General features: G+C 33.2%; 20 protein-coding genes and 1 pseudogene. 13 read left to right on the top strand and 8 right to left on the bottom strand.

All coding sequences use genetic code 11. The features are described 5' to 3' along the window. The 3 genes from ABYI63_RS13035 to ABYI63_RS13025 all read right to left on the bottom strand — a co-directional run. A partial coding sequence (locus ABYI63_RS13035) for a LamG-like jellyroll fold domain-containing protein (protein ID WP_372756810.1) occupies nt 1-924 on the bottom strand: 924 nt, incomplete at its 3' end. 161 nt (nt 925-1,085) lie between these two features. After that, nucleotides 1,086-2,996, bottom strand: coding sequence for a molecular chaperone HtpG (gene htpG / locus ABYI63_RS13030; protein WP_372756808.1), 1,911 nt, complete (start codon nt 2,994-2,996; stop codon nt 1,086-1,088). Between the two features lie 190 nt (nt 2,997-3,186). Beyond that, the gene (locus tag ABYI63_RS13025) at nt 3,187-5,595 is read right to left on the bottom strand and encodes a prolyl oligopeptidase family serine peptidase (protein WP_372756807.1); all 2,409 of its coding nucleotides are present in this window, start codon (nt 5,593-5,595) and stop codon (nt 3,187-3,189) included. Between the two features lie 195 nt (nt 5,596-5,790). On the opposite strand from ABYI63_RS13025, the gene ABYI63_RS13020 reads away from it, so the two are divergent. After that, nucleotides 5,791-6,798, top strand: a complete 1,008-nt coding sequence (locus tag ABYI63_RS13020; protein ID WP_372756805.1) for a 3-oxoacyl-ACP synthase III family protein — start codon at nt 5,791-5,793, stop codon at nt 6,796-6,798. A 430-nt stretch (nt 6,799-7,228) separates the two neighbouring features. On the opposite strand, the gene ABYI63_RS13015 is transcribed toward ABYI63_RS13020, so the two are convergent. Beyond that, nucleotides 7,229-9,700: a TonB-dependent receptor domain-containing protein gene (locus ABYI63_RS13015; protein ID WP_372756804.1), complete on the bottom strand. Its 2,472-nt coding sequence runs from the start codon at nt 9,698-9,700 to the stop codon at nt 7,229-7,231. Nucleotides 9,701-9,789: 89 nt separating this feature from the next. Here ABYI63_RS13015 and ABYI63_RS13010 point away from each other — a divergent pair, with 89 nt between their 5' ends. Further along, complete coding sequence (locus ABYI63_RS13010) at nt 9,790-10,152, top strand: CoA-binding protein (RefSeq protein WP_372756802.1); 363 nt, start codon at nt 9,790-9,792, stop codon at nt 10,150-10,152. Here ABYI63_RS13010 and ABYI63_RS13005 read toward each other — a convergent pair. Next, the gene (locus ABYI63_RS13005) at nt 10,129-11,586 is read right to left on the bottom strand and encodes a sodium:solute symporter (protein ID WP_372756800.1); all 1,458 of its coding nucleotides are present in this window, start codon (nt 11,584-11,586) and stop codon (nt 10,129-10,131) included. The genes ABYI63_RS13010 and ABYI63_RS13005 overlap by 24 nt on opposite strands. Before the next feature lie 92 nt (nt 11,587-11,678). On the opposite strand from ABYI63_RS13005, the gene recR reads away from it, so the two are divergent. The 3 genes from recR to ABYI63_RS12990 all read left to right on the top strand — a co-directional run bounded on the left by recR (nt 11,679) and on the right by ABYI63_RS12990 (nt 14,967). Further along, the gene (recR, locus tag ABYI63_RS13000; RefSeq protein WP_372756798.1) at nt 11,679-12,296 is read left to right on the top strand and encodes a recombination mediator RecR; all 618 of its coding nucleotides are present in this window, start codon (nt 11,679-11,681) and stop codon (nt 12,294-12,296) included. 7 nt (nt 12,297-12,303) lie between these two features. Next, nucleotides 12,304-13,401 (top strand): glycosyltransferase family 2 protein, encoded by a 1,098-nt coding sequence (locus ABYI63_RS12995; protein ID WP_372756796.1) that lies wholly within the window; start codon nt 12,304-12,306, stop codon nt 13,399-13,401. Nucleotides 13,402-13,488: 87 nt separating this feature from the next. Continuing rightward, the gene (locus tag ABYI63_RS12990) at nt 13,489-14,967 is read left to right on the top strand and encodes a dihydrolipoamide acetyltransferase family protein (RefSeq protein WP_372756794.1); all 1,479 of its coding nucleotides are present in this window, start codon (nt 13,489-13,491) and stop codon (nt 14,965-14,967) included. Nucleotides 14,968-14,973: 6 nt separating this feature from the next. Here ABYI63_RS12990 and ABYI63_RS12985 read toward each other — a convergent pair whose 3' ends face one another. Next, a complete protein-coding gene (locus ABYI63_RS12985; RefSeq protein ID WP_372756792.1) occupies nt 14,974-15,618 on the bottom strand; it encodes a glutaredoxin domain-containing protein in 645 nt (214 codons plus the stop codon). Between the two features lie 121 nt (nt 15,619-15,739). On the opposite strand from ABYI63_RS12985, the gene ABYI63_RS12980 reads away from it, so the two are divergent. The 8 genes from ABYI63_RS12980 to ftsY all read left to right on the top strand — a co-directional run bounded on the left by ABYI63_RS12980 (nt 15,740) and on the right by ftsY (nt 20,562). Then, entirely contained in the window at nt 15,740-16,516 is a 777-nt protein-coding gene (locus ABYI63_RS12980) for an exonuclease domain-containing protein (protein WP_372756791.1), read from the top strand. Nucleotides 16,517-16,557: 41 nt separating this feature from the next. Continuing rightward, nucleotides 16,558-17,169 (top strand): fumarylacetoacetate hydrolase family protein, encoded by a 612-nt coding sequence (locus tag ABYI63_RS12975; RefSeq protein WP_372756789.1) that lies wholly within the window; start codon nt 16,558-16,560, stop codon nt 17,167-17,169. A gap of 1 nt (nt 17,170) precedes the next feature. Further along, nucleotides 17,171-17,512, top strand: coding sequence for an Hpt domain-containing protein (locus tag ABYI63_RS12970; protein WP_372756787.1), 342 nt, complete (start codon nt 17,171-17,173; stop codon nt 17,510-17,512). Next, nucleotides 17,513-18,763, top strand: a complete 1,251-nt coding sequence (locus ABYI63_RS12965) for a competence/damage-inducible protein A (protein ID WP_372756785.1) — start codon at nt 17,513-17,515, stop codon at nt 18,761-18,763. It abuts the gene before it with no gap. Between the two features lie 83 nt (nt 18,764-18,846). After that, nucleotides 18,847-19,083 carry a 50S ribosomal protein L28 gene (gene rpmB, locus ABYI63_RS12960; RefSeq protein ID WP_100612069.1) on the top strand — a complete coding sequence of 79 codons (237 nt, stop codon included), beginning with the start codon at nt 18,847-18,849 and terminating at the stop codon, nt 19,081-19,083. 24 nt (nt 19,084-19,107) lie between these two features. Next, nucleotides 19,108-19,290, top strand: a complete 183-nt coding sequence (gene rpmG, locus ABYI63_RS12955) for a 50S ribosomal protein L33 (protein WP_132218687.1) — start codon at nt 19,108-19,110, stop codon at nt 19,288-19,290. Between the two features lie 7 nt (nt 19,291-19,297). Continuing rightward, on the top strand, nt 19,298-19,450 hold the full coding sequence (locus ABYI63_RS12950; protein ID WP_372756782.1) for a DUF4295 domain-containing protein: 153 nt from the start codon (nt 19,298-19,300) through the stop codon (nt 19,448-19,450). Nucleotides 19,451-19,608: 158 nt separating this feature from the next. Beyond that, nucleotides 19,609-20,562, top strand: coding sequence for a signal recognition particle-docking protein FtsY (gene ftsY / locus ABYI63_RS12945; RefSeq protein WP_372756781.1), 954 nt, complete (start codon nt 19,609-19,611; stop codon nt 20,560-20,562). 23 nt (nt 20,563-20,585) lie between these two features. Here the strand turns inward: ftsY and ABYI63_RS12940 are convergent. Both ABYI63_RS12940 and ABYI63_RS12935 read right to left on the bottom strand, forming a co-directional pair. Then, nucleotides 20,586-20,810, bottom strand: a pseudogene (locus ABYI63_RS12940) (T9SS type B sorting domain-containing protein); the annotation flags it as partial. A gap of 216 nt (nt 20,811-21,026) precedes the next feature. Beyond that, nucleotides 21,027-21,269: a hypothetical protein gene (locus ABYI63_RS12935; RefSeq protein WP_372756779.1), complete on the bottom strand. Its 243-nt coding sequence runs from the start codon at nt 21,267-21,269 to the stop codon at nt 21,027-21,029. Nucleotides 21,270-21,365 lie beyond the last annotated feature (96 nt).

Here is a 21,365-nt window from a genome sequence, read left to right as displayed (position 1 = left end):
TAAAACCATAGCATTTTGTTGTGAATCTGGTTTTATCCATACTGAAAAACTTACTTCGTTTTCAAAGTTTAACAAGTTGTCATTGGCTATTGTTATTACGTCACTGCCATTAAAATTATAAGCACTATCTGGATTACCAAACCTATCGGTTGTTAAAGTTGCGCCGCTAACTGTTCCATGAAGATTATTTCCACTCTCATCGTTAGCATTGCCATTAAATGGGTAGTAAGCAATGGGTTTTTTTGTTTCATATAATTTAATGTCGTCAAAATAAATCATACTATTACCATATATTTCCACTGATGTGGGTGTGATTGAAGGTAGTAAAGGGAAATCACTTGTTGTTGATCCACCAGTTTCTGAGGAGGCTTGTTCGCCGTTTATATATGTTTTATAAGTACCTTTTTCAAAATCAGCTTCAATTTTAACATGATACCAGGTGTTTGAAGTAGCGGCCTGAAGAATATATTGTGTTCCATAGCCCCCAGAATTTCCTGTGTGGTAATAAGTGATAAGGTTACCATTATAAAATTCAATTCTTGCAATAAAAGAACCCCATGTGCCAATTGAAGGATTACCTATAGCTAACCCGCTTCTTCCACCCGAAACTACATTTTCAGCCCGCATCCATACTTCTAAGGATACTTTATTGGGCATGCTGGTTACACCCTTGCTAAGGTTAGCTGCCCATCCTGAGCCAGATACTTGAAACGAATGAATGCCATTTTTCACGGGATCATCAACTATCTTTTGATTGGCATTACCTGTTCCGCCATACCGAATCACCCAACCTTCAGGAAGAGTGCCAAGGACGTCCGATTCAAAATCATCATTTACGATGAAGTCTTGTGAATAGCTATAAAAATTTAAACTGAATAGTATCAAAAGACATAAAAATAGTTTTTGTTGTAGTTGTGTTTTCATTAGAGATGGTTTTAGTTAAAAATTTGATAATCTTTAATTTAACAAATTTCTATCACAAAAAGCATGACAAAAGTCATGTGAAAAACAAAAAACCACCCTGTTTATACAAAGTGGTTTTGTTAAAATGATATTCCCTATTCTAAGGAAATGATAAAATAGCTTTATTTAATCATTTCGTAGCTACGTTTAATGAATTTGGTAAGTTCTTCACCTTTTAATAAACCTTGCGATAAACGCGCTAAATCTAAACTTTGGTTTATTAAACGCTGTTGTTCGTCTTTAGCTTCGGTTTCCAAAATGTCGCTAACTAATTTAGAGTTTGTGTTAACTACTAAATTGTACATTTCAGGCATACTACCAAACATATTCATACCGCCACCGCCAGTAGCCTGCATTTCTTTCATTCTACGCATAAATTCTGGTTGTGTAATGATGAATGGAGAAGCATCACTATCCATTGCTTCTAATTGTACCATGAATTTTTCTGAAGGAATTACTTCTTTTAGTAAGGTGTCTAGTGCTGTTTTTTGCTCTTCTGAAAGTTTAGAAATGGTAGTTTCATCTTTCTTAATTAATTTATCAATATGATCACCATCAACACGTGCAAAAGAAATATTTTCTTTTGAACTTTCTAACTTCTGAATTAAATGCGATACAATTGGAGAATCTAATAATAAAACTTCATAGTTTTTCGCTTTAGCCGATTCTATATAAGCATGCTGCGCATCTGTATTTGAAGCATAAAGAATAACTAATTTGCCATCTTTATCAGTTTGGTTTGCTTTTATTTTATTGAATAATTCATCGTAAGTATAATACGTGCCATCAACCGTTGGGTATAAAGCAAAATCGTTCGCTTTTTCAAAGAATTTTTCTTCTGAAAGCATACCATATTCAATTACAATTTTAATGTCGTTCCATTTCGCCTCAAAATCTTCACGGTTTGAGTTGAATAATGATTTTAATTTATCGGCAACTTTACGAGTTATGTAAGATGAAATCTTTTTAACAGCACCATCTGCCTGTAAATACGAACGCGATACGTTTAATGGGATGTCTGGTGAATCAATAACACCACGAAGCATGGTTAAAAATTCAGGAACAATTCCTTCTACATTATCGGTAACATATACCTGATTTTGGTATAGTTGAATTTTATCTTTTTGTATTTGCATATCCTGACCCAATTTCGGGAAATACAAAATACCTGTTAAATTAAACGGATAATCTACATTTAAGTGGATGTTGAATAAAGGCTCTTCGAACTGCATTGGGTACAACTCGCGGTAAAAGCTTTTATAATCTTCATCTTGTAAATCGGTTGGTTGTTTTGTCCATGCTGGATTTGGATTATTTACAATATTATCAACCGTAATTTTACGTTTTGGTTCTTTGGTTTCTTTTCCGTCTTTATCTGTAATAGTTGCAGGTTCATGATCAGGATCGTTTATTTCTTTTGTTCCAAACTTAATTGGAATAGGCATAAACTTGTTATATTTTTGAAGTAATGCGCTAATACGAGATTCTTCTAAGAATTCAGTTGAATCTTCTGCAATGTGAAGAATAATTTCAGTACCTCTGTCTGTTTTATCTGAAGCTTCTAATGTGAATTCAGGAGAACCATCACAAGTCCAATGTGCAGCAGTTGCATCAGTATGCGATTTGGTTATGATTTCAACTTTTTCTGCCACCATAAATGCTGAATAGAAACCAAGTCCGAAATGACCAATAATTCCAGAATCTTTTGCAGAATCTTTGTACTTGTCTAAAAATTCTTCAGCTCCAGAAAAAGCAACTTGGTTAATGTATTTTTCTACTTCTTCAGCAGTCATACCCAATCCTTGATCAATTACATGAAGTTTTTTACCTTCTTTATCAATCTTAACTTCAATTTGCGGATTGCCGTATTCCGATTTAGATTCACCAATACTTGTTAAATGTTTTAGCTTTAGAGTAGCATCGGTACCATTACTAATTAGCTCACGTAAAAAGATTTCGTGGTCGCTGTATAAGAATTTTTTAATGAGTGGGAAAATGTTTTCTACTGAAACATTAATACTTCCTTTTGTCATAATATAATTGTTTTTAATTTTTCATTCCCAAAAGGGAATCTGATTAATTTTAGATTTATTTTAATTGAAATGTAATAGTCAAAAAAAGTACCAAGAGTAAAAAGGTGACAAACTGACATTTAATTAAAAACCCACCTATAATAGATGGGTTTTGTTTTTAAGAGTCTTCGGGGTATAGAACTGTTGTTTTCTAATTCGTTTTTAAATGTTTTTCCAGCCATTGGTCTTGTTCCCAAAGCATATGTAAAATAGATTCTTTGGCGGCATAACCATGGCTTTCTTTTGGAAGCATAACCAAACGTACGGGTGCTCCAAGACCTTTTAGAGCATTAAAATAGCGCTCACTTTGTAAAGGATAGGTGCCAGAGTTATTGTCTGCTTCACCATGAATTAACAATAAAGGCGTTTTCATGGTGTTGGCATGCATAAAAGGAGACATGGTATTATAAATTTCCGGAGCTTCCCAGTAATTGCGTTCTTCACTTTGAAATCCAAAGGGTGTTAATGTTCTGTTATAAGCGCCACTTCTGGCAATGCCAGCAGCAAATAAGTTGGAGTGAGATAAAAGATTAGCAGTCATAAACGCACCATAGGAATGCCCGCCAACGGCAACTTTAGTTCGGTCTATATAACCTAAGAGGTCTACAGCATCTATGGCTGCTTTGGCATTGGAAACCAATTGTTTTAAAAAAGTGTCGTTAGGTTGTTCGTCGCCTTCACCAACTATAGGGAACGATGCGTCGTCCAAAACTACATAGCCTTTTGTAACCCAATAAATAGGAGAACCGTAGCTAGGAAAGGTAAATTCATTAGAATTGGACGTGTTTTGTCCTGCACTACTTTTGTCTTTGTATTCTCTTGGATACGCCCACATAATCATAGGGTACTTTTTGCCTTTCACATAATTGGTTGGAAGGTATAAAGTTCCTGTTAGTTCTAAACCGTCTTCACGTTTGTATTTAATTATTTCTTTAGATACATTTTGAATGCTTTTAAAAGGATTTTCAAATTTCGTTAGAGGAATGGGGGCAATTCGTTTTTTTATATTTCGAATATAATAATTAGGATATTCGCTTTTGGATTCTATTTGAACAACAATTTCACCAGCCTTGGCATTTAGAGCAAAAACAATGTTTTCTAATTTATCTGTTAATTTAGATTGGTATAAGCGTTTGGTCTGTTTGGTTTCTAGGTTTATCTCATCAACAAATGGAAATTTTCCTTTTTCACTATAACCGTCCCCTAAAAGGAAGGCGTTATTTTTATCTAAATCTAAAACAGATTCATCATAGTTGTTTTTAACGGTAACAAATGAACCTGGATCACTATAAACATCTTGGTAATTTCTGTCGAAAAGTACTGTTGGTGTTTCCAATGGGTTTGATGGATTGAAGATATATGTTCTTGTGTTTCTTGTATTCCACCAATAATCGTATGCAATAGCAAGGTTATCATTGCCCCAAGTAATACCTCTAAAACGGTCTTTGGTCTTTAAGATAGAGATAATGGGACCATCAAAAGGGGCGTCCTGCTGAAATACTTCATCTCGAAAAGGAACATTGTTTTCAGGATTTCCTTCATCCAAAGCCTCTGCCCAATATAAGGTAGCTGGTTTATCGTTTCTCCAATTTAAATCTCTTTTGCCAGTGCGTTCGGCCATGAATCCTTTTGGTAAGTCTTCAATAAGTGGCACTTCCAAAACAGTTTTTACAAATTCTCCAGTGGCTGTGTAAATGCTAGTGTTTGAAGGAAATCTAGAATAAGGAACTAAATAAGAAAATGGCTTTTTAATGGTTGTAACCATAATATAATTACCATCGGGAGAAAAAGATGTGTTTAAATACATGTCACTTTGCTTCCAAAGGGAAGAAGAACCATCTAAATCTATTTTATAAATATCGGAAAGTACTAACTGTTCAAAATTGAATTCATCGTTTTTATTTTTAAGTAAATCTTGGTAAGTTCTGTTTTGTGCCTCAACACCAGCCTCACTAATAGATATTGTTGGTCCTGTAGGGATTGCTTCTTTTGTATTAATTAATGGTTGTTTATTATTTGGGATTATTTTCACCAATAATGATTTGCTATCCTTAAACCATGTCATAGGGTCATTTATATTGGCATTTAAATTGGCATTGCTAATTTTTTTGGCCGTTGCCGATGCTATATCAAGTACCCATAATTCAACTCCTTTGCTAACAGTATTGGTAAAGGCCATTAGTTTTTGGTCTGGCGACCAGGTGAAGTTTGCTAATCGTACATTTTCGGGCAAGCCGGAAACCTTTTTTATGTCACCTTTTTTTCCAATTTTTATATCAATTCCTGTATAGTATCGGGTTCTACTTCCAATGTTTGTAATAGGGTTTATTCTTAATCCGCCTAATCTTAATTCTTCTTCAGAAAGTTCTTCAATGGTTTTATAATTGCTTCTATTTAGAAATAAAATGTTTTCACCTTTACTATCCATTCGAATAGAAGGTGCCAATTCGGCTTCTGCTAATTCCAAAATTTCCTTGGATGGTTTTTGGTAAGTGGTGGTTTCTTGCGTATAACAAAGGATACTCGCGAAGGATAAAAATAATAATGACAGTTTTTTCATTTTTATGGGCTAAATTAATTTGAAAATTGAGTGAAATTTTGTGTTTAAGATAATGGTAAAAATAGGAATTGATTTCTTAATTATAGTTTTATCATAACTTTTAAATAATTAAAAATGCTTGCGTTTTGATGGTTAGTTTTAATATTTTACTAAATTTAATCACGTAAAATTTCAATAAAGATAATTAACATACATATGTACAACTCAAAAATTATAGGATTAGGTAAATACATGCCAGATAATGTGGTTACAAATGATGATTTATCAAAAATAATGGATACTAATGACGAGTGGATACAAGAACGTACCGGTATCAAAGAGCGTCGTTGGATTAAGGAAGGTACCGGAGATACATCGGCAACCATGGGAGCAAAAGCTGCTAAAATTGCTATAGAACGTGCGGGGTTAACCAAAGATGATATCGATTTTATTGTTTTTGCTACGTTAAGCCCCGATTATTACTTTCCTGGATGTGGGGTGCAAATTCAAGATTTGTTGGACATGCCTACTATTGGTGCTTTAGATATTAGAAACCAATGTTCGGGTTTTGTATATGCTATTTCTGTAGCTGATCAATTTATAAAAACAGGTATGTATAAAAATATTTTGGTTATTGGTGCAGAATACCATAGCAACGGACTGGATAAAACAACACGAGGAAGAGGTGTAACTGTAATTTTTGGAGATGGCGCAGGGGCTTGCGTGCTTTCTAGGGAAGAGGACAATTCAAAAGGTATTTTATCAACACATTTGCATAGTGAAGGAAAATATGCTTATAAGTTAATTGTAGCATCCCCAAGTATAGCTCATTGGGTGCCCGAAATTATTGAGGCAGGTGATGAGGACTTATCCTATTTTCCATATATGGATGGTACTTTTGTATTTAAACATGCTGTAGTTCGTTTCAGTGAAGTAATTGAAGAAGGTTTAGAAAAAAATGGGCTGAAAAAAGAAGATATTGACATGTTAATTCCGCATCAGGCTAATTTACGAATAGCACAATTTATCCAAAGCAAATTTAAGTTAAGAGACGATCAGGTGTTTAATAATATTATGAAGTATGGTAATACTACCGCTGCTTCTGTAATTATAGCGCTTACTGAAGCTTGGGAAGAAGGCAAAATTAAGCAAGGTGATAATGTAGTGTTGGCCGCTTTTGGTAGTGGTTTTACTTGGGGTAGTGCCATAATTAAATGGGCCTAATTATTAAATTTATAAATACGAAAAGCCCGGAAATATATCATTCCGGGCTTTCCTAGCTATTAATCAACTTCAACTAACACTTAACTATAGTGAAGAATATTATTAGTTAGACGTAATAGCTCCAGATATATTACGATAATTGTTTTATTTAACTCATTTTTAACGTTTTATAAAAAAAAAACTCGAAAGTTACCTCTCGAGTTTTTATGGTATATACATATCTTTTATACGAAACTTATTATGTGTAGACGACTAACTCTTAAATAATTATCTTTCGTTTAGCTGGATTGTACTTTATTCTAACGTAATACTTTAGCAGATATTGTGTACAACCATCTTTTTTGTTAAAAAATTTATGCCAAAGTTTTATATATACTTTTTATTATTTATTGAAATAACGATGTAATTTAAGTATGCTTTAGTTAAAATTTTACATGAAACCACCTCCGCCAGAATTCTCATTGTAGCCTCTTGATTTTCTTGATTTAGCTTGGTATTTTTCTCCACCAAATCTATAAGATAATGCTGCATTCCACGTGTTGCTTTCCCAATTAAAAGCACCGTTATGTATAAAAGGTTTTTTGCCATAGAAAGCAAATTCCATAGTGTTAAATACGTCGTTTAAATTAAAGCTAAATGTGCCCTTGCCTTGTGCAAACCCGATGCGTGCGCCAAGATTTACAAAGTACATAGGTTCTCTGTCAATTTGTAGCATTTTGTTTTTACCACGGTAAAAACCAAAGGCAGTAAATGAAACTGTTTTACTTAGACTAAAGTTGTTGTACATTCTAAAATTCCAAGCTATATTATCAATTTCTTCAACTGTTGTTTCAATATCGTTGATGGTAGCAATTTCTAAAGGTACTGTTAAACTCTCTGTAATCCCTTTTTGTATTTGCGAGTATAAATCGAAACTAGAATTGATATTCCACCATTTAGTTGGTTTGTAATTTGAAGACAATTCGGTACCAAATGCTGTAGTATTTTCAAAATTATCGTGTGTAAGTATAACGCGTCCAGAACGAATATCCGTTCTGTCTATATACAACGCACGATTTATATTGTTTGAAATTACACGGTAAAACACGCCTCCTGTTACAGTTCCCTTTTTATCTTTTAAAGTTCTAGTGTAATTAGCTTCAACGGAGTTGGTGAACTGGGGTTTTAAATTAATATTTCCGTACGATGAAAAAAGCGGGGAACTCCATTCTTTAATCGGGTTTACTTGGTCGATTCCCGGTCTGTCAACACGTCTGCTATAGCTAAGTTGGTAAGCGTTTTTTTCGGAAGGTGAAAAGGTTAAAAAAAGAGAAGGATATAATTCGAAATAGTCATTTTTAAACGCTAAGGAGCTTTCTATTTCTGTTGATAGCGCTAAGGCATCTTCTTTTACATTTTCTGTTCGCAATCCTAACTGGTAACTCCATTTTTCAAACTGCTTACTGTAGTTAGCGTAGGCGGAGTATATGTCTCTAGTATAATCAAAGGCCGTTCCGGGTGTTGGTCTTAAAACACCAGAATCGTTATAAGTATAACCGGTAGAAGCGAAGGCAATATCAGAATTAAATAATCGGGCTTCTAAACCTATTTCTAACTTCGATTTTTCCGAAAAGGGATTTACATAATCCAAGTTTATAGTGGTGCTTTTTCTATCGGTATTATTAAAATCCTTATAATCTTCATTGGGACCTAGTAAGAAAGTGAAGTCAACTGGACTTTCGTCATCAAAAACATTATAATCTATTTCAAATTCTATATGATGTCCTTCTTTAGAAAAATCATGTTTGAAATCAAAATTATATTGAGATGATAAATTGTTGCTATTGGAAAAAAATAGTTGCGTTTGGTTTAAAGAAGTATCATTATTAAAAAGAACATCGGTTTTACCAGTATTACTGTTCTCAGATGTATTTTGTGTAGTGAAAACAGAAATTGTATTTTTATCGTTTAAGTAAAAATCCACGCCCACTTTATATAAATGGGATTGTATTTTATCTAAAAACTGAAAGAATTGTTGCGAGTTGTCTTCAGGTCTGGAAATTAAGCCTTCATTTTTGTTTTTTGAGATATTGTTGCTGTAACTACCGTATAAATTAAATTTTCCATTACGATAATTCATATCTAGTGAACTATTGAATTTTGCTTCAATTTCGTGTGTTATCCCTACATTTACATTACCATTAAGACCTATCATTGTGTTTTTATGCAATATGATGTTTATAATACCACTCATTCCTTCAGGGTTGTATTTTGCAGAAGGGTTGGTGATTAATTCGATAGATTTGATAGCAGTTGAAGGAATCTGTTTAAGTAATTGCGCAGTAGGGATGTTTGATAGTTTACCATCAACCATAACACGTACATTTTCATTTCCCCTTAAGCTAATTTCACCTGTTTGAGCATCAACACCAACCGATGGAATGCTTACCATTAATTCTGATGCGCTGCCTGTTGCAGCTAAATCTTTACCAATGGTTATTACTTTTCTATCTACCTTTTGTTGAATCGTTGAGGTTTCAGCTATTACAGTTACTTCTTCTAAACCTTCGGCAGCTTCTTCTAAATAGATGTTTCCTAAATCTATTTTGTGGTTATCTTTATTTATTGAAATTTCTTTTAAAAGTGTTTTATAACCAATGTATTGAATGCTGATTATTAATTTTCCTTCTTCAATTTTTTCAATTTTAAAGCTACCATCTTCAGAAGTAATTCCTCCCGTTATAATGTCTTCTTTATTATTTTTAATAATAACATTTACATACGGTAAGGGTTGCTTTAGTGTTGCGTCTAATACTTTTCCGGTGATAGTACCAGTTTTATCATCGGTTGGTTTTGGATTTGCGGCTTGTATGTTGTTAACAAAAGAACATAACAAAGCACATGCTAAAAATAATTTTTTCATTTGATTGATTTTTTTGATTGATTATGAATTAGACGATCCATTTTACAATCTGTTACTATATTTACAATGAAATATTATTTTTTAACATTATGAATAAGAAGACATTAGTGCTCGGAGCATCCTTAAATACAAGTAGATATTCAAATTTAGCAATTCACAAACTTGTTAAACATGGCGTTGAAACATGTGCAATTGGTTTAAAATCTGGAGAGGTTTCAGGAGTGAAAATTAACACAGATATGCCGCCATTTGAAGGTGTACATACCATAACACTATATCTGAATCCTAAAAACCAAATGGCTTATTACAAATATATAGTATCGTTAAAGCCTAAACGTGTTGTTTTTAATCCAGGCACCGAAAATCCTGAATTGTACAAAATTCTAAGAGAAAATAAAATTCATTTTGAATCTGCTTGTACTTTAGTTTTACTTTCTACGGATCAGTATTAATCCTAAAAATGTTAGAAGACCATTTACAATTAGTAATTCGTAACCAAACTTGTAACCTCCTAAATATTCTGAGGGGATATTTGCAAGCATGTAGCATATAACAACAGAGGCTATTGCAACGTACGGAACGCGTTTGTCATTAATTTTAACCTTAGTAAGAATACCAAAAGCGAACAAGCCTAAAAGTGGGCCATAGGTATAGCCAGCAACGGTTAAGATACCGCTTATTACATTTTGGTTTAGTACATAATAAAAACAAATTATTACTAAAACCATTAAAATACTCATACCTACGTGTACTTTTTTTCTTGTACCTTTTTGGGTACTTAATGCTCGTTTTTCAATATTTAAAAAATCAATACAAAACGACGTTGTTAAGGCTGTTAAAGCACTGTCGGCACTACTGTAAGCAGCTGCTATTAAGCCTAGCATAAAGAATATTGCTACAGGTAATCCCAAGTCGGAGTTTAATGCAATTTCCGGATAAAGTAAATCTGTTTTAGTGGCACCATCAACAACCGGTACTGCAATACCTTTTGTTTCGGCATAAACAAAAAGTAATGCGCCTAATAATAAAAATATGAAGTTTACAAAAACTAAAACAACACTAAAGGTAACTACGTTTTTTTGAGCGTCTTTTAAGGATTTACATGTTAAGTTTTTCTGCATCATATCTTGGTCTAAACCAGTCATACAAATAGCAATAAACATTCCTCCTAAAAATTGTTTTATAAAATGGTTTTTAGCTAAAATGTCATCAAAAAAGAAAATTTTGTCATATTCTTTAATGGCTTCACTTCCAATAAAATCACCTAAACCCCAACCCATTTCTTGGTAAATAAGTACTATGGTAACAATAACAGCAATTAGCATGAGTAGGGTTTGAATGGTATCAGTCCATACAACGGTTTTAATTCCTCCTTTAAAAGTATAAGCTAAAATAAGTGCAACGGATATTACAACGGTAACAGGAAAAGGGAAATTCCAATATTTAAAAACAAATTCGTGTAAAACACTGGCAACTAAAAATAGCCGAAAAGCAGAACCCAAAACTCTAGAAACAAAAAAGAAGGCGGCGCCCGTTTTATGACTGAAAATACCAAATCGGTCGCCTAAATATTCATAGATAGAAGTCACATTAAGCCGATAGTATACCGGTAACAATACGTAAGCAATAACCATATAGCCTATTAAATAACCAAATACAACTTGCATGTAACCAAACATATTTCCCCCTACATCTCCGGGTACCGATATAAAAGTTACACCACTTAACGAAGCTCCAATCATACCAAAAGCAACTAAAAACCAAGGCGACGACTTGTTTGCTTTAAAGAAAGATTCATTACTGTCTTCCTTGCTGGTTAGGTAGGAAATGAAAATTAAAATACCGAAATAAATTACGATTAATAGTAAAACGTGTATAGGTTGCATAATTTTTTTACGAATGAAGGCGAAATATACAAATAAAGATTTTCAAAATTAACATTGGCATAGAAACAAACATTATTTGTAAATTCGCAACCATGGAATTTTCATCTAAACTATTAGAACGTGCTGTTAATGAAATGTCGCAATTGCCAGGTATTGGTAAACGTACCGCATTACGACTGGTCTTACACATGCTGAAACAGCCAAAAGAACAAACAACAGCTCTAGCGGAAGCTTTACAAACCATGCGGAACGAAATTAAGTTTTGTAAATCCTGCCACAATATTAGTGATGTGGCGTTGTGTGAAATATGTGCAAACCCAAATAGAGATGAAACACTAGTTTGTGTTGTTGAAGATATTCGCGATGTAATGGCTATTGAAAATACCAGTTCTTTTAAAGGATTATACCATGTTTTGGGTGGGAAAATTTCACCAATGGATGGCATTGGTCCACACGATTTAAATATTATTTCATTGGTAAATAAAGTTAAGGACGGAAAAATTAAGGAACTTATATTTGCTTTAAGTTCTACCATGGAAGGTGATACTACTAATTTTTATATTTTCAAACAAATTCAGGATTGTAACGTGTTTACATCTACCATTGCTAGAGGTATTTCGGTTGGTGATGAATTGGAATATGCCGATGAAATTACCTTAGGGAGAAGTATTGTTAATAGAGTTCCATTTGAATCTTCCTTAAAATTATAATTATCTCTTGAAACTATCCATCGTCATATTAAATTATAACGTTCGCTATTTTTTAGAGTTATGTTTAAAAAGTGTTCAAGCCGCTATAACTAATCTGGAAGCTGAAATTATTGTAGTTGATAATGATTCAGAAGATGATACTTGCGAAATGGTTAAAACCTTATTTCCAGAAGTAGTTTTAATTGAAAATAAAGAAAACTTTGGTTTTTCGAAAGGAAATAATATTGGAGTTTCGCATGCTAAAGGAGAGTATTTATGCATCTTAAATCCGGATACCGTTGTTGCTGAAGATACTTTCAAATCCATGTTAGCTTTTGTAGAAAGTAAATCTAATTTAGGTATTGTAGGTTGCAAATTAATTGATGGAATTGGAAATTTTTTACCAGAAAGCAAGCGCAATATACCTTTTGTAAAAGAGGCTGTTAAGAAGTTGTTTGGCGATTCGCAAATGTATTATGCAAATCATTTGAAGGAAGATCAAACAGGAAAAGTAGATGTTCTGGTTGGTGCATTTATGCTTGTTAAGAGAGATTTATATAATAAAGTTGGCGGTTTTGATGAGGATTATTTCATGTATGGCGAAGATATTGATTTGTCCTACAGTGTGTTGAAATTAGGGTATGATAATTATTATTTTGGAAGCACATCGGTAATACATTTTAAAGGAGAAAGCACCTTGCGAGATAAGCATTACGCGCGTCGTTTTTATGGTGCTATGCAAATATTTTATAAAAAGCATTTCAAAAAAAACAGACTATTCGATGCATTTGTGTGGTTTGGAATCCGTGCTGTTTATTTTTTTAGAAGATCTCCAGTGGTTAATAAAAAACATGTAGCTAGTTACGTTTATATTTCAAATAAAATGAATCCGAAATTGGAAGCTGCTTTACCAAAAAAAATGATCTTGCAATCAACTATAAAAAATTTGAAAGATGCGACTGAGGTTGTTTTTGATGCTAATCATTTAACTTACAAAGAAATAATAACGATGATTTGTTGTAATAAAAACAAATCAATCACCTATAAAATACAACCCCAGAATTCTCAATTTATTTTGGGTAGCGACAATACCATTAGCAGAGGAGAGGTTGTTCATTTTAATTAGTATTTATTGAAAATAGTATAAAGAAATCAATGTTTTTTAATTAATTTTGCAAGCGAAATTAAAGAAACTAAGTATTACGTTATTGATATGGCAAAGATTGAGCTTAAGTTACCAAAAATGGGAGAGAGTGTTGCGGAAGCAACAATTACATCTTGGTTAAAAGAAGTTGGAGACACAATTGAAATGGATGAAGCGGTGTTGGAAATAGCAACCGATAAAGTTGATAGTGAAGTGCCTAGTGAAGTAGATGGTGTCTTAGTAGAAAAACTTTTTAATGTAGACGATGTTGTTCAAGTTGGGCAAACTATAGCGATTATTCAAACGCAAGGAGATGGCGAAGAAGTGTCGTTTAATGATACATTTTCAAACGAAGTAAGTAATTTCAGTAACGAAGTTTCAAATGAATCAAATGGTTTCAACAATGAATTTTCAAATAATAATGAAATTTTAAATGACACGTTTACTTATAATAATGAAATTTCTAACGACGTTTTTGAAGCAGATGCAATTCCTGTTGATAAAGTAGAACAAACTATTTTAAAAGCTAAAGAAGCTTTGCAAACTCCAGTGTTTTCAAGTGAAGAACGTTTCTATTCTCCTCTTGTAAAAAACATAGCAAAAGAGGAAGGTGTTTCTCAGGAAGAGTTAGATAATATAATTGGTTCAGGTATAGATAATCGTGTAACTAAAAATGATATATTAAATTATGTTCAAAGTAAAACTGGAAAGTCTGATGTTGCAGCTCCTAAAGTTGAAAAACCTAAGGTAGAAGCTCCGGTAGTAACACCAAAACAAGAGCCGGCTGTACCTTCTAAACCAAAAACAATACAATCTACTGTTCCAGTGGTGGCTAGTGGAGAAGATGAAATTATTGAAATGAGCAGAATGGGCAAACTTATTGCGCATCACATGGTAGAATCAATACATACATCCGCTCATGTTCAAAGTTTTATTGAAGCTGATGTTACTAAAATATGGAATTGGAGAAATAAAGTTAAAGATGCATTTCAAAAACGTGAAGGAGAGAATTTAACCTTTACACCAATTTTTATGGAGGCGGTAGCTAAAGCACTTCGCGATTTCCCTATGATGAATATTTCTGTACAAGGCGATACCATTATTAAAAAGAAAAATATAAACTTGGGCATGGCCGCATCATTGGCAGATGGTAATTTAATAGTGCCAGTTATTAAAAATGCGGATCAACTAAATTTGGTGGGAATGACCAAGCAAGTTAATGATTTAGCAAAACGAGCCAGAGCAAACCAGCTTAAACCAGACGATATTCAAGGAGGCACCTATACCGTAACTAACGTAGGGACGTTTGGTAGTCTCATGGGAACACCTATTATTAGTCAGCCACAGGTTGGAATTTTAGCTTTGGGCGCCATTCGTAAAGTACCCGCGGTTATAGAAACACCAGAAGGTGATTTTATTGGAATTAGATACCGTATGTTTTTATCGCACTCTTACGATCACCGCGTTGTGAATGGTGCTTTAGGGGGGCAGTTTGTGAAAGCTGTAAAAGATTATCTAGAAGCTTGGGATAGTAATAGAGAAATATAAAGAAGTTTAAAAATGATTTTGAATAATTTCAATTAACTGTTGGCTATCCTTTAGGTTAGTGTAAATTGAATCTTCAATTTGTATTACAGGCATTGTCGTTTTAGAATTTATTTTGTTTTGATTTAAGGTTTTTGTTAATAAAGAAGAACTTAATTGATCTTTGTTTATATCATATTCTTTAAATTTAAGATTATTCTTGTTCAACAATAATTTAACGTCATCGCATAAATTGCAGTTTGTTTCGGTAAAAATAATCAGCTGTTTTTTGTTTAATTCACTGTTAAATTTCAAATCAAAATTTTGCTTGTCCTTTTCTAAAGCAATATCATAACTTACTTCATTTATTATAAATGTAGATTGGTATACACCTTTGGTATTTGCAAGTTCTATTAAAGTAATTAATTTGGTTTTAGATTTGGGAGGCACCGTTTTTATAACTGGTCTTAAGCTAGATCTTCTAAAATCTTCTGTGGTTATATGTAAAAAGACATCGTAGCTTATGGCACCAGTATTAACCGCATATAAATCTAACCGTTTTCCGTTTTTTTCTTCAGTTAATTTTACAAATTCATGGGTTTGTGCGGTAAGCAAAAGGTTTGTTAAGAAGCAAAAAGTATAAATTAAGTTTCTTAGTTTAAATTTTAACATCATTAATTTAAAAGTATATGGGTAAAAGTAATAATTTAAAAAGTGTAATCCAATCGGTAAAAATGGTCGGATTTTCTTATTTTTGTCAATACTTTATATAAAAAATATTCAATAAAAAATAGTAATGCAGTTAAACCTAACCAAGCCCATTTGTTTTTTCGATTTAGAAACAACAGGTGTTAATATAACAACCGATAGAATAGTTGAAATCGCCATTTTAAAGGTACACCCTAACGGAAAAGAGGAGAGTAAAACATGGTTGGTGAATCCAGAAATGCTCATTCCGAAAGAAGTTATCGCCATTCATGGCATAAGTAATGAAGATGTTGCCGATAAACCAACATTTAAGGAGATCGCTAAAGAGGTTTACAATATGATAAAAGATTCCGATTTGGGAGGGTTTAACTCAAACAGATTTGATATACCCTTACTAGCTGAGGAATTATTGCGTGCTGAGGTAGATTTCGATATGAAAAATCGCGTTGCTGTAGATGTGCAAACCATTTTCCATAAAATGGAGCAACGTACCTTGAGTGCAGCATATAAATTTTATTGCCATGAAGACTTAGAAGGAGCACATGGGGCAGAAGCAGATACACGTGCAACTTTTGAGGTTTTAAAAGCACAAATTGCAAAGTACGATGAAATAGAGAATGATACGAAGTTTTTAGCTGAATTTAGTTCTAGAAAACAATTTGCTGACTTTGCTGGTTTTATAGTTTACAATAAAAAGGGTGAAGAATGTTTTTCTTTCGGAAAGCACAAAGGTAAATTGGTAACTGAAGTTTTAGAAAGTGAACCTGGTTATTTTGGCTGGTTGTTAAATGCCGATTTTCCGCTGTACACTAAAAAAGTATTAACAGCTATCAAGCTTAGAAGTTTTAATAATAAATTAGGTTAGTCTAATTTTCTAAAAAGTCTAAAAATCTAATCAAGTCTAGAATGAAAATAATTTGCATCGGTAGAAATTACACCGAACATATAAACGAATTAGAAAACGAGAAACCAACAGATCCTGTGGTGTTTTTAAAACCAGACACGTCTATTCTTTTAAAAAAACAGCCATTTTTTATTCCTGATTTCTCGGATGATGTGCATTATGAAGTAGAGATTTTGGTTAAGATTAATAAAATAGGTAAGTATATCGATAGAAAATTTGCTCATAAGTATTATGATGAAATAGGGTTGGGAATCGATTTTACAGCCCGCGATGTACAAAGCCAATTAAAGGAAAAGGGCTTGCCATGGGAAAAAGCAAAATCTTTTGACGGTTCGGCAGTAGTAGGGAAATGGCTACCGGTCTCAGAGATTAAAGATGTAAATGCCATTGAGTTTTCTTTAAAAAAAAATGAAAAAATTGTACAATTAGGAAATACAAGCCACATGCTTTGGAAAATTGATGAACTTATAGAATATGTGTCCAAATATTTTACTTTAAAGATTGGAGATATTATATTTACCGGAACGCCAGCAGGTGTAGGCAAAGTGGTTGCAAACGATAAGCTTAAAGGATTTATAGAAGATAAAGAATTATTTTCAATAACAGTAAAATAAAATGGAACAACATTACAAATTATTTAGGGTTCGTGAGTTGGCAGACAACGACGAAGATTTTATCGCAACATTAGCCGAAGCTTTTTTGGAGGAAGTACCAGAAGACGCTGAGCGATTAAAAAAAGCAGTTGCAAACAAGGATTATCACGACGCCTATCAGGCAGCACACAAAATGAAACCAACCGTTGATTTATTTGAACTTGGAGTGCTGGATATCTTGATAGAAGTACAGGATTGGGGCAAATTTGAAAAGCGAGATATGGATATATCAACACAATTAGCCATTGTACTTTCAGCAGTCGATAATGCCGTTGCGGAAATGAAATCAGATTTTAATTTATAAATGTTAGCCGAAATAATCACTATTGGAGACGAACTTTTAATTGGTCAAGTTATTGACACAAATTCAGCATTTATTGCCAAGCATCTTAATAAAATAGGTGTGTCGGTTTATCAAATAACCTCGGTTCAAGATGATAAAGCACACATATTGAAAGCTTTAAAAGAGGCAGAAAGCAATGTTGATATCGTTATTCTAACTGGTGGTTTAGGGCCAACAAAAGATGATATTACTAAAAAAACTATAGCAGAGTATTTTAATGATACCCTGATAAGGGATGATTCGGTTATAGAAAACATTGAAGAACTCTGGAAACATTATACGGGAGGTTTATTGCTTCAAGTAAATAGAGATCAGGCATTAGTACCCTCGAAGGCAACGGTTTTAATGAATACTTTAGGAACCGCGCCTGGTATGTGGATGGAAAAAGATAATAAAGTGTTTATTTCATTACCTGGTGTCCCGTATGAAATGAATGCTTTAGTTGAAAACAAGGTAATTCCTAAACTAAAAGAAAAATATAACTGCCCTTACATCTTACATAAAACTTTATTAGTATATGGTATTGGTGAAAGTGCTTTAGCAGAACGTATTGAAGCTTGGGAAGATGGTCTACCAACACATATAAGGTTAGCCTATTTGCCAAGTTTAGGGAAAATGCGTTTGCGTTTATCTTCAAAAGGAACCGATGTTGAATATGTTAAAAGTAGTGTTCAAGAACAAATTGATAAAGTGTTACCACTTATAAAAAATGAATTTGCTGGTTTTGAAGAAGAAGATGGTTCAGTAGAGGTGGTTATTGCTAAGCAATTAAATAAATTAGGAAAAACACTAGCCATTGCCGAGAGTTGTACTGGAGGCATGGTAGCAGAGCAATTTACAACGCATCCCGGTGCTTCTAGTTATTTTAAAGGTGGTGTGGTAACCTACTCAACAGAGTCTAAAATTAATATTTTAGGTGTTTCAAAATCAGATATTGATACTTTTTCGGTGGTGAGTTCAGAGGTTGTAGAGTCTATGGCTTCTAATGCGTTACGATTATTTCAATCAGATTTTGCTGTTGCAACAACAGGCAATGCAGGGCCAACAAAAGGTGATTCTGAAGCAGAGGTTGGTACCGTTTTCATTGCTATAGCCACAAAGAGCGGGGTTTATTCCGAAAAATTTATGCTCGGAAATTACCGAATAAAAGTGATAAATAAGGCAGTAAATAAGGCTCTGGAAATGCTATTAAAAGAAATTTTTAAAAATTGATAAAATTTAAGTTGTCATAATATAAAGATTTTGTATATTTGCACCTCGATTTTAAGCAACAAAGAATTTTAAAGTTATAAATAATGTCAAGAGTTTGTGAACTTACAGGTAAGAAGGCAATGGTTGGAAACAATGTGTCTCATGCAATGAATAAAACTAAACGTAAATTTAATGCGAATTTAGTTAAGAAACGTTTTTACATTCCAGAAGAAGACAACTGGATAACTTTAAAAGTTTCTACATCTGCTTTAAAAACTATCAATAAAATAGGTATTACTGCAGCAATTAAGGATGCAAAATCTAAAGGATTTTTAAAATAATAGCTGTATTTAATAATAAAAGAAATGGCAAAGAAAGGTAATAGAATACAAGTAATTTTAGAGTGTACTGAGCACAAAGAGTCTGGACAACCAGGAACTTCAAGATACGTTACTAAAAAAAATAAAAAGAATACGCCTGATAGAATGGAAATTAAAAAATTCAATCCTATTCTTAAGCGTATGACAGTTCATAAAGAGATAAAATAATTAAGTCATGGCAAAGAAAACAGTAGCATCGTTACAAACATCTTCTAAAAGATTAACAAAAGCGATTAAAATGGTAAAATCACCTAAAACAGGTGCCTACATGTTTGTTGAGTCAATCATGTCTCCAGAATTAGCAGACGACTTTTTCAGCAAAAAGTAATATACCACTTTATAAAATACACAAAGCTGCTTTCTTTATTGAAAGCAGCTTTTTTATGTTTATATTTGTTTTAAATAAGTTTAGTCGTTTATTGTACAGTCGTTTAGTTGGTTGCAACTTAACTACATACAGCTAAATAACAACCAACAATCAATAATATGAGTTTTTTTAAAAAAATATTTTCATCAGAAAAAAAGGAAACGTTAGATAAAGGTTTAGAGAAATCTAAAACAACTTTCTTTGGGAAATTAAGTAAGGCTGTCGCTGGAAAATCCAAGGTTGATGATGAGGTTTTAGATAATCTTGAAGAAATTTTAGTTTCCAGTGATGTGGGTGTAAATACCACACTTAAAGTTATTGAACGTATTGAAGCTCGTGTTTCAAAGGATAAATATTTAGGAACGGATGAGTTAAATAGCATTTTACGAGAAGAAATTGCGGGCTTATTAAGTGAAACTAATTTAGGTGAAGATACCGACTTTACAATTCCTCAAGATAAAAAACCATATGTAATCATGGTGGTTGGGGTTAATGGCGTAGGTAAAACGACTACTATTGGGAAACTGGCCTTTCAATTTAAAAAACAAGGCTACAATGTCGTTTTAGGTGCCGCTGATACGTTTAGAGCTGCTGCGATAGACCAACTTCAGGTTTGGGCAGATCGTGTGGGCGTGCCGTTAGTAAAGCAGTCTATGGGTTCAGACCCTGCTTCTGTAGCTTTTGATACAGTAACAAGTGCAGTTGCGCATAATGCAGATGTTGTTATTATTGATACAGCAGGACGTTTACATAATAAAGTAAATTTAATGAATGAGCTTACTAAGGTGAAACGTGTTATGCAAAAAGTTGTTGCTAATACACCTAATGATGTTTTATTGGTTTTGGATGGTTCTACTGGTCAAAATGCCTTTGAACAAGCTAAACAGTTTACAGCGGCTACTGAGGTGACTTCATTGGCAGTCACAAAATTAGATGGTACTGCAAAAGGAGGGGTTGTTATTGGTATTTCCGATCAGTTTAAAATTCCTGTTAAATATATTGGTGTAGGTGAAGGTATTGAAGACCTTCAGGTTTTCAACAAATTTGAATTTGTAGATTCATTTTTTAAATAGTTTTTTCAACATTTTAAATAAGGTTATCGTTTTAGAGTAAAATGTCCTTTGTGAATGTCGCCATTCGCTCGAGTTACTATAAACCAATAGTCTGAAGTTGGTAAATTAACTCCTCTAAATGTGCCATCCCAACTAGTTTCTGGAGTTAATTCTTTTAGTAACTTGCCATATCTGTCAAATATTTTGATAGACATATTTGGTTCTGTTTCATTGTATTTTATGGCCCAAGTATCATTAAAATCATCGCTGTTTGGGTGTAAATTTGGGGTAAAATAGAACGTAAACTAGTTTTTGTGTTATTCCACATCCGTTTTTATCTCTTACATATATAGTAATCTCTCCACTTCCTAGTCCATAAAATACATTATGGTCTTGGTAGTTTAGCCCATCTATGGAATATTCATATGTTCCAAAATTAGTGTTAGTAAGGTTAATAGTTATTTTATTATTGTTTTCTGTCCAATCTATTGATCGGTTCCCACCAATGGATTTATAATATTCATTAGCAATGCTGAAAATTCATAGGTAGTATCAGCGCAAAGTCCGGATATAGCTTTAGTATAAAAAACGCCTTCATTAGCAATAACGGCACTATTAATAATCATCATGTAACCATTTGTGTTCCCTGTACGCTCTTTAGTAACATACCATGCGTTCGATTTTAGTTCACTTGTGGTGTTAGCTATAGTATATTCACCTTCGTCCAATTCCCAGACGCCTGTATGTGAACGCCGTTATGGACGAACCTAAAGAAGCTCCTCTTGTGGCGCCGGAACCAAAGTCAATTTCAACAACAGGATCTC

Origin of the sequence: Mariniflexile sp., assembly GCF_041583155.1 — a bacterium.
Taxonomy (GTDB): Bacteria; Bacteroidota; Bacteroidia; order Flavobacteriales; family Flavobacteriaceae; genus Mariniflexile.
Note: the sequence above shows the minus strand (reverse complement) of the source record. Positions and strands in the feature narration are given on the sequence as shown.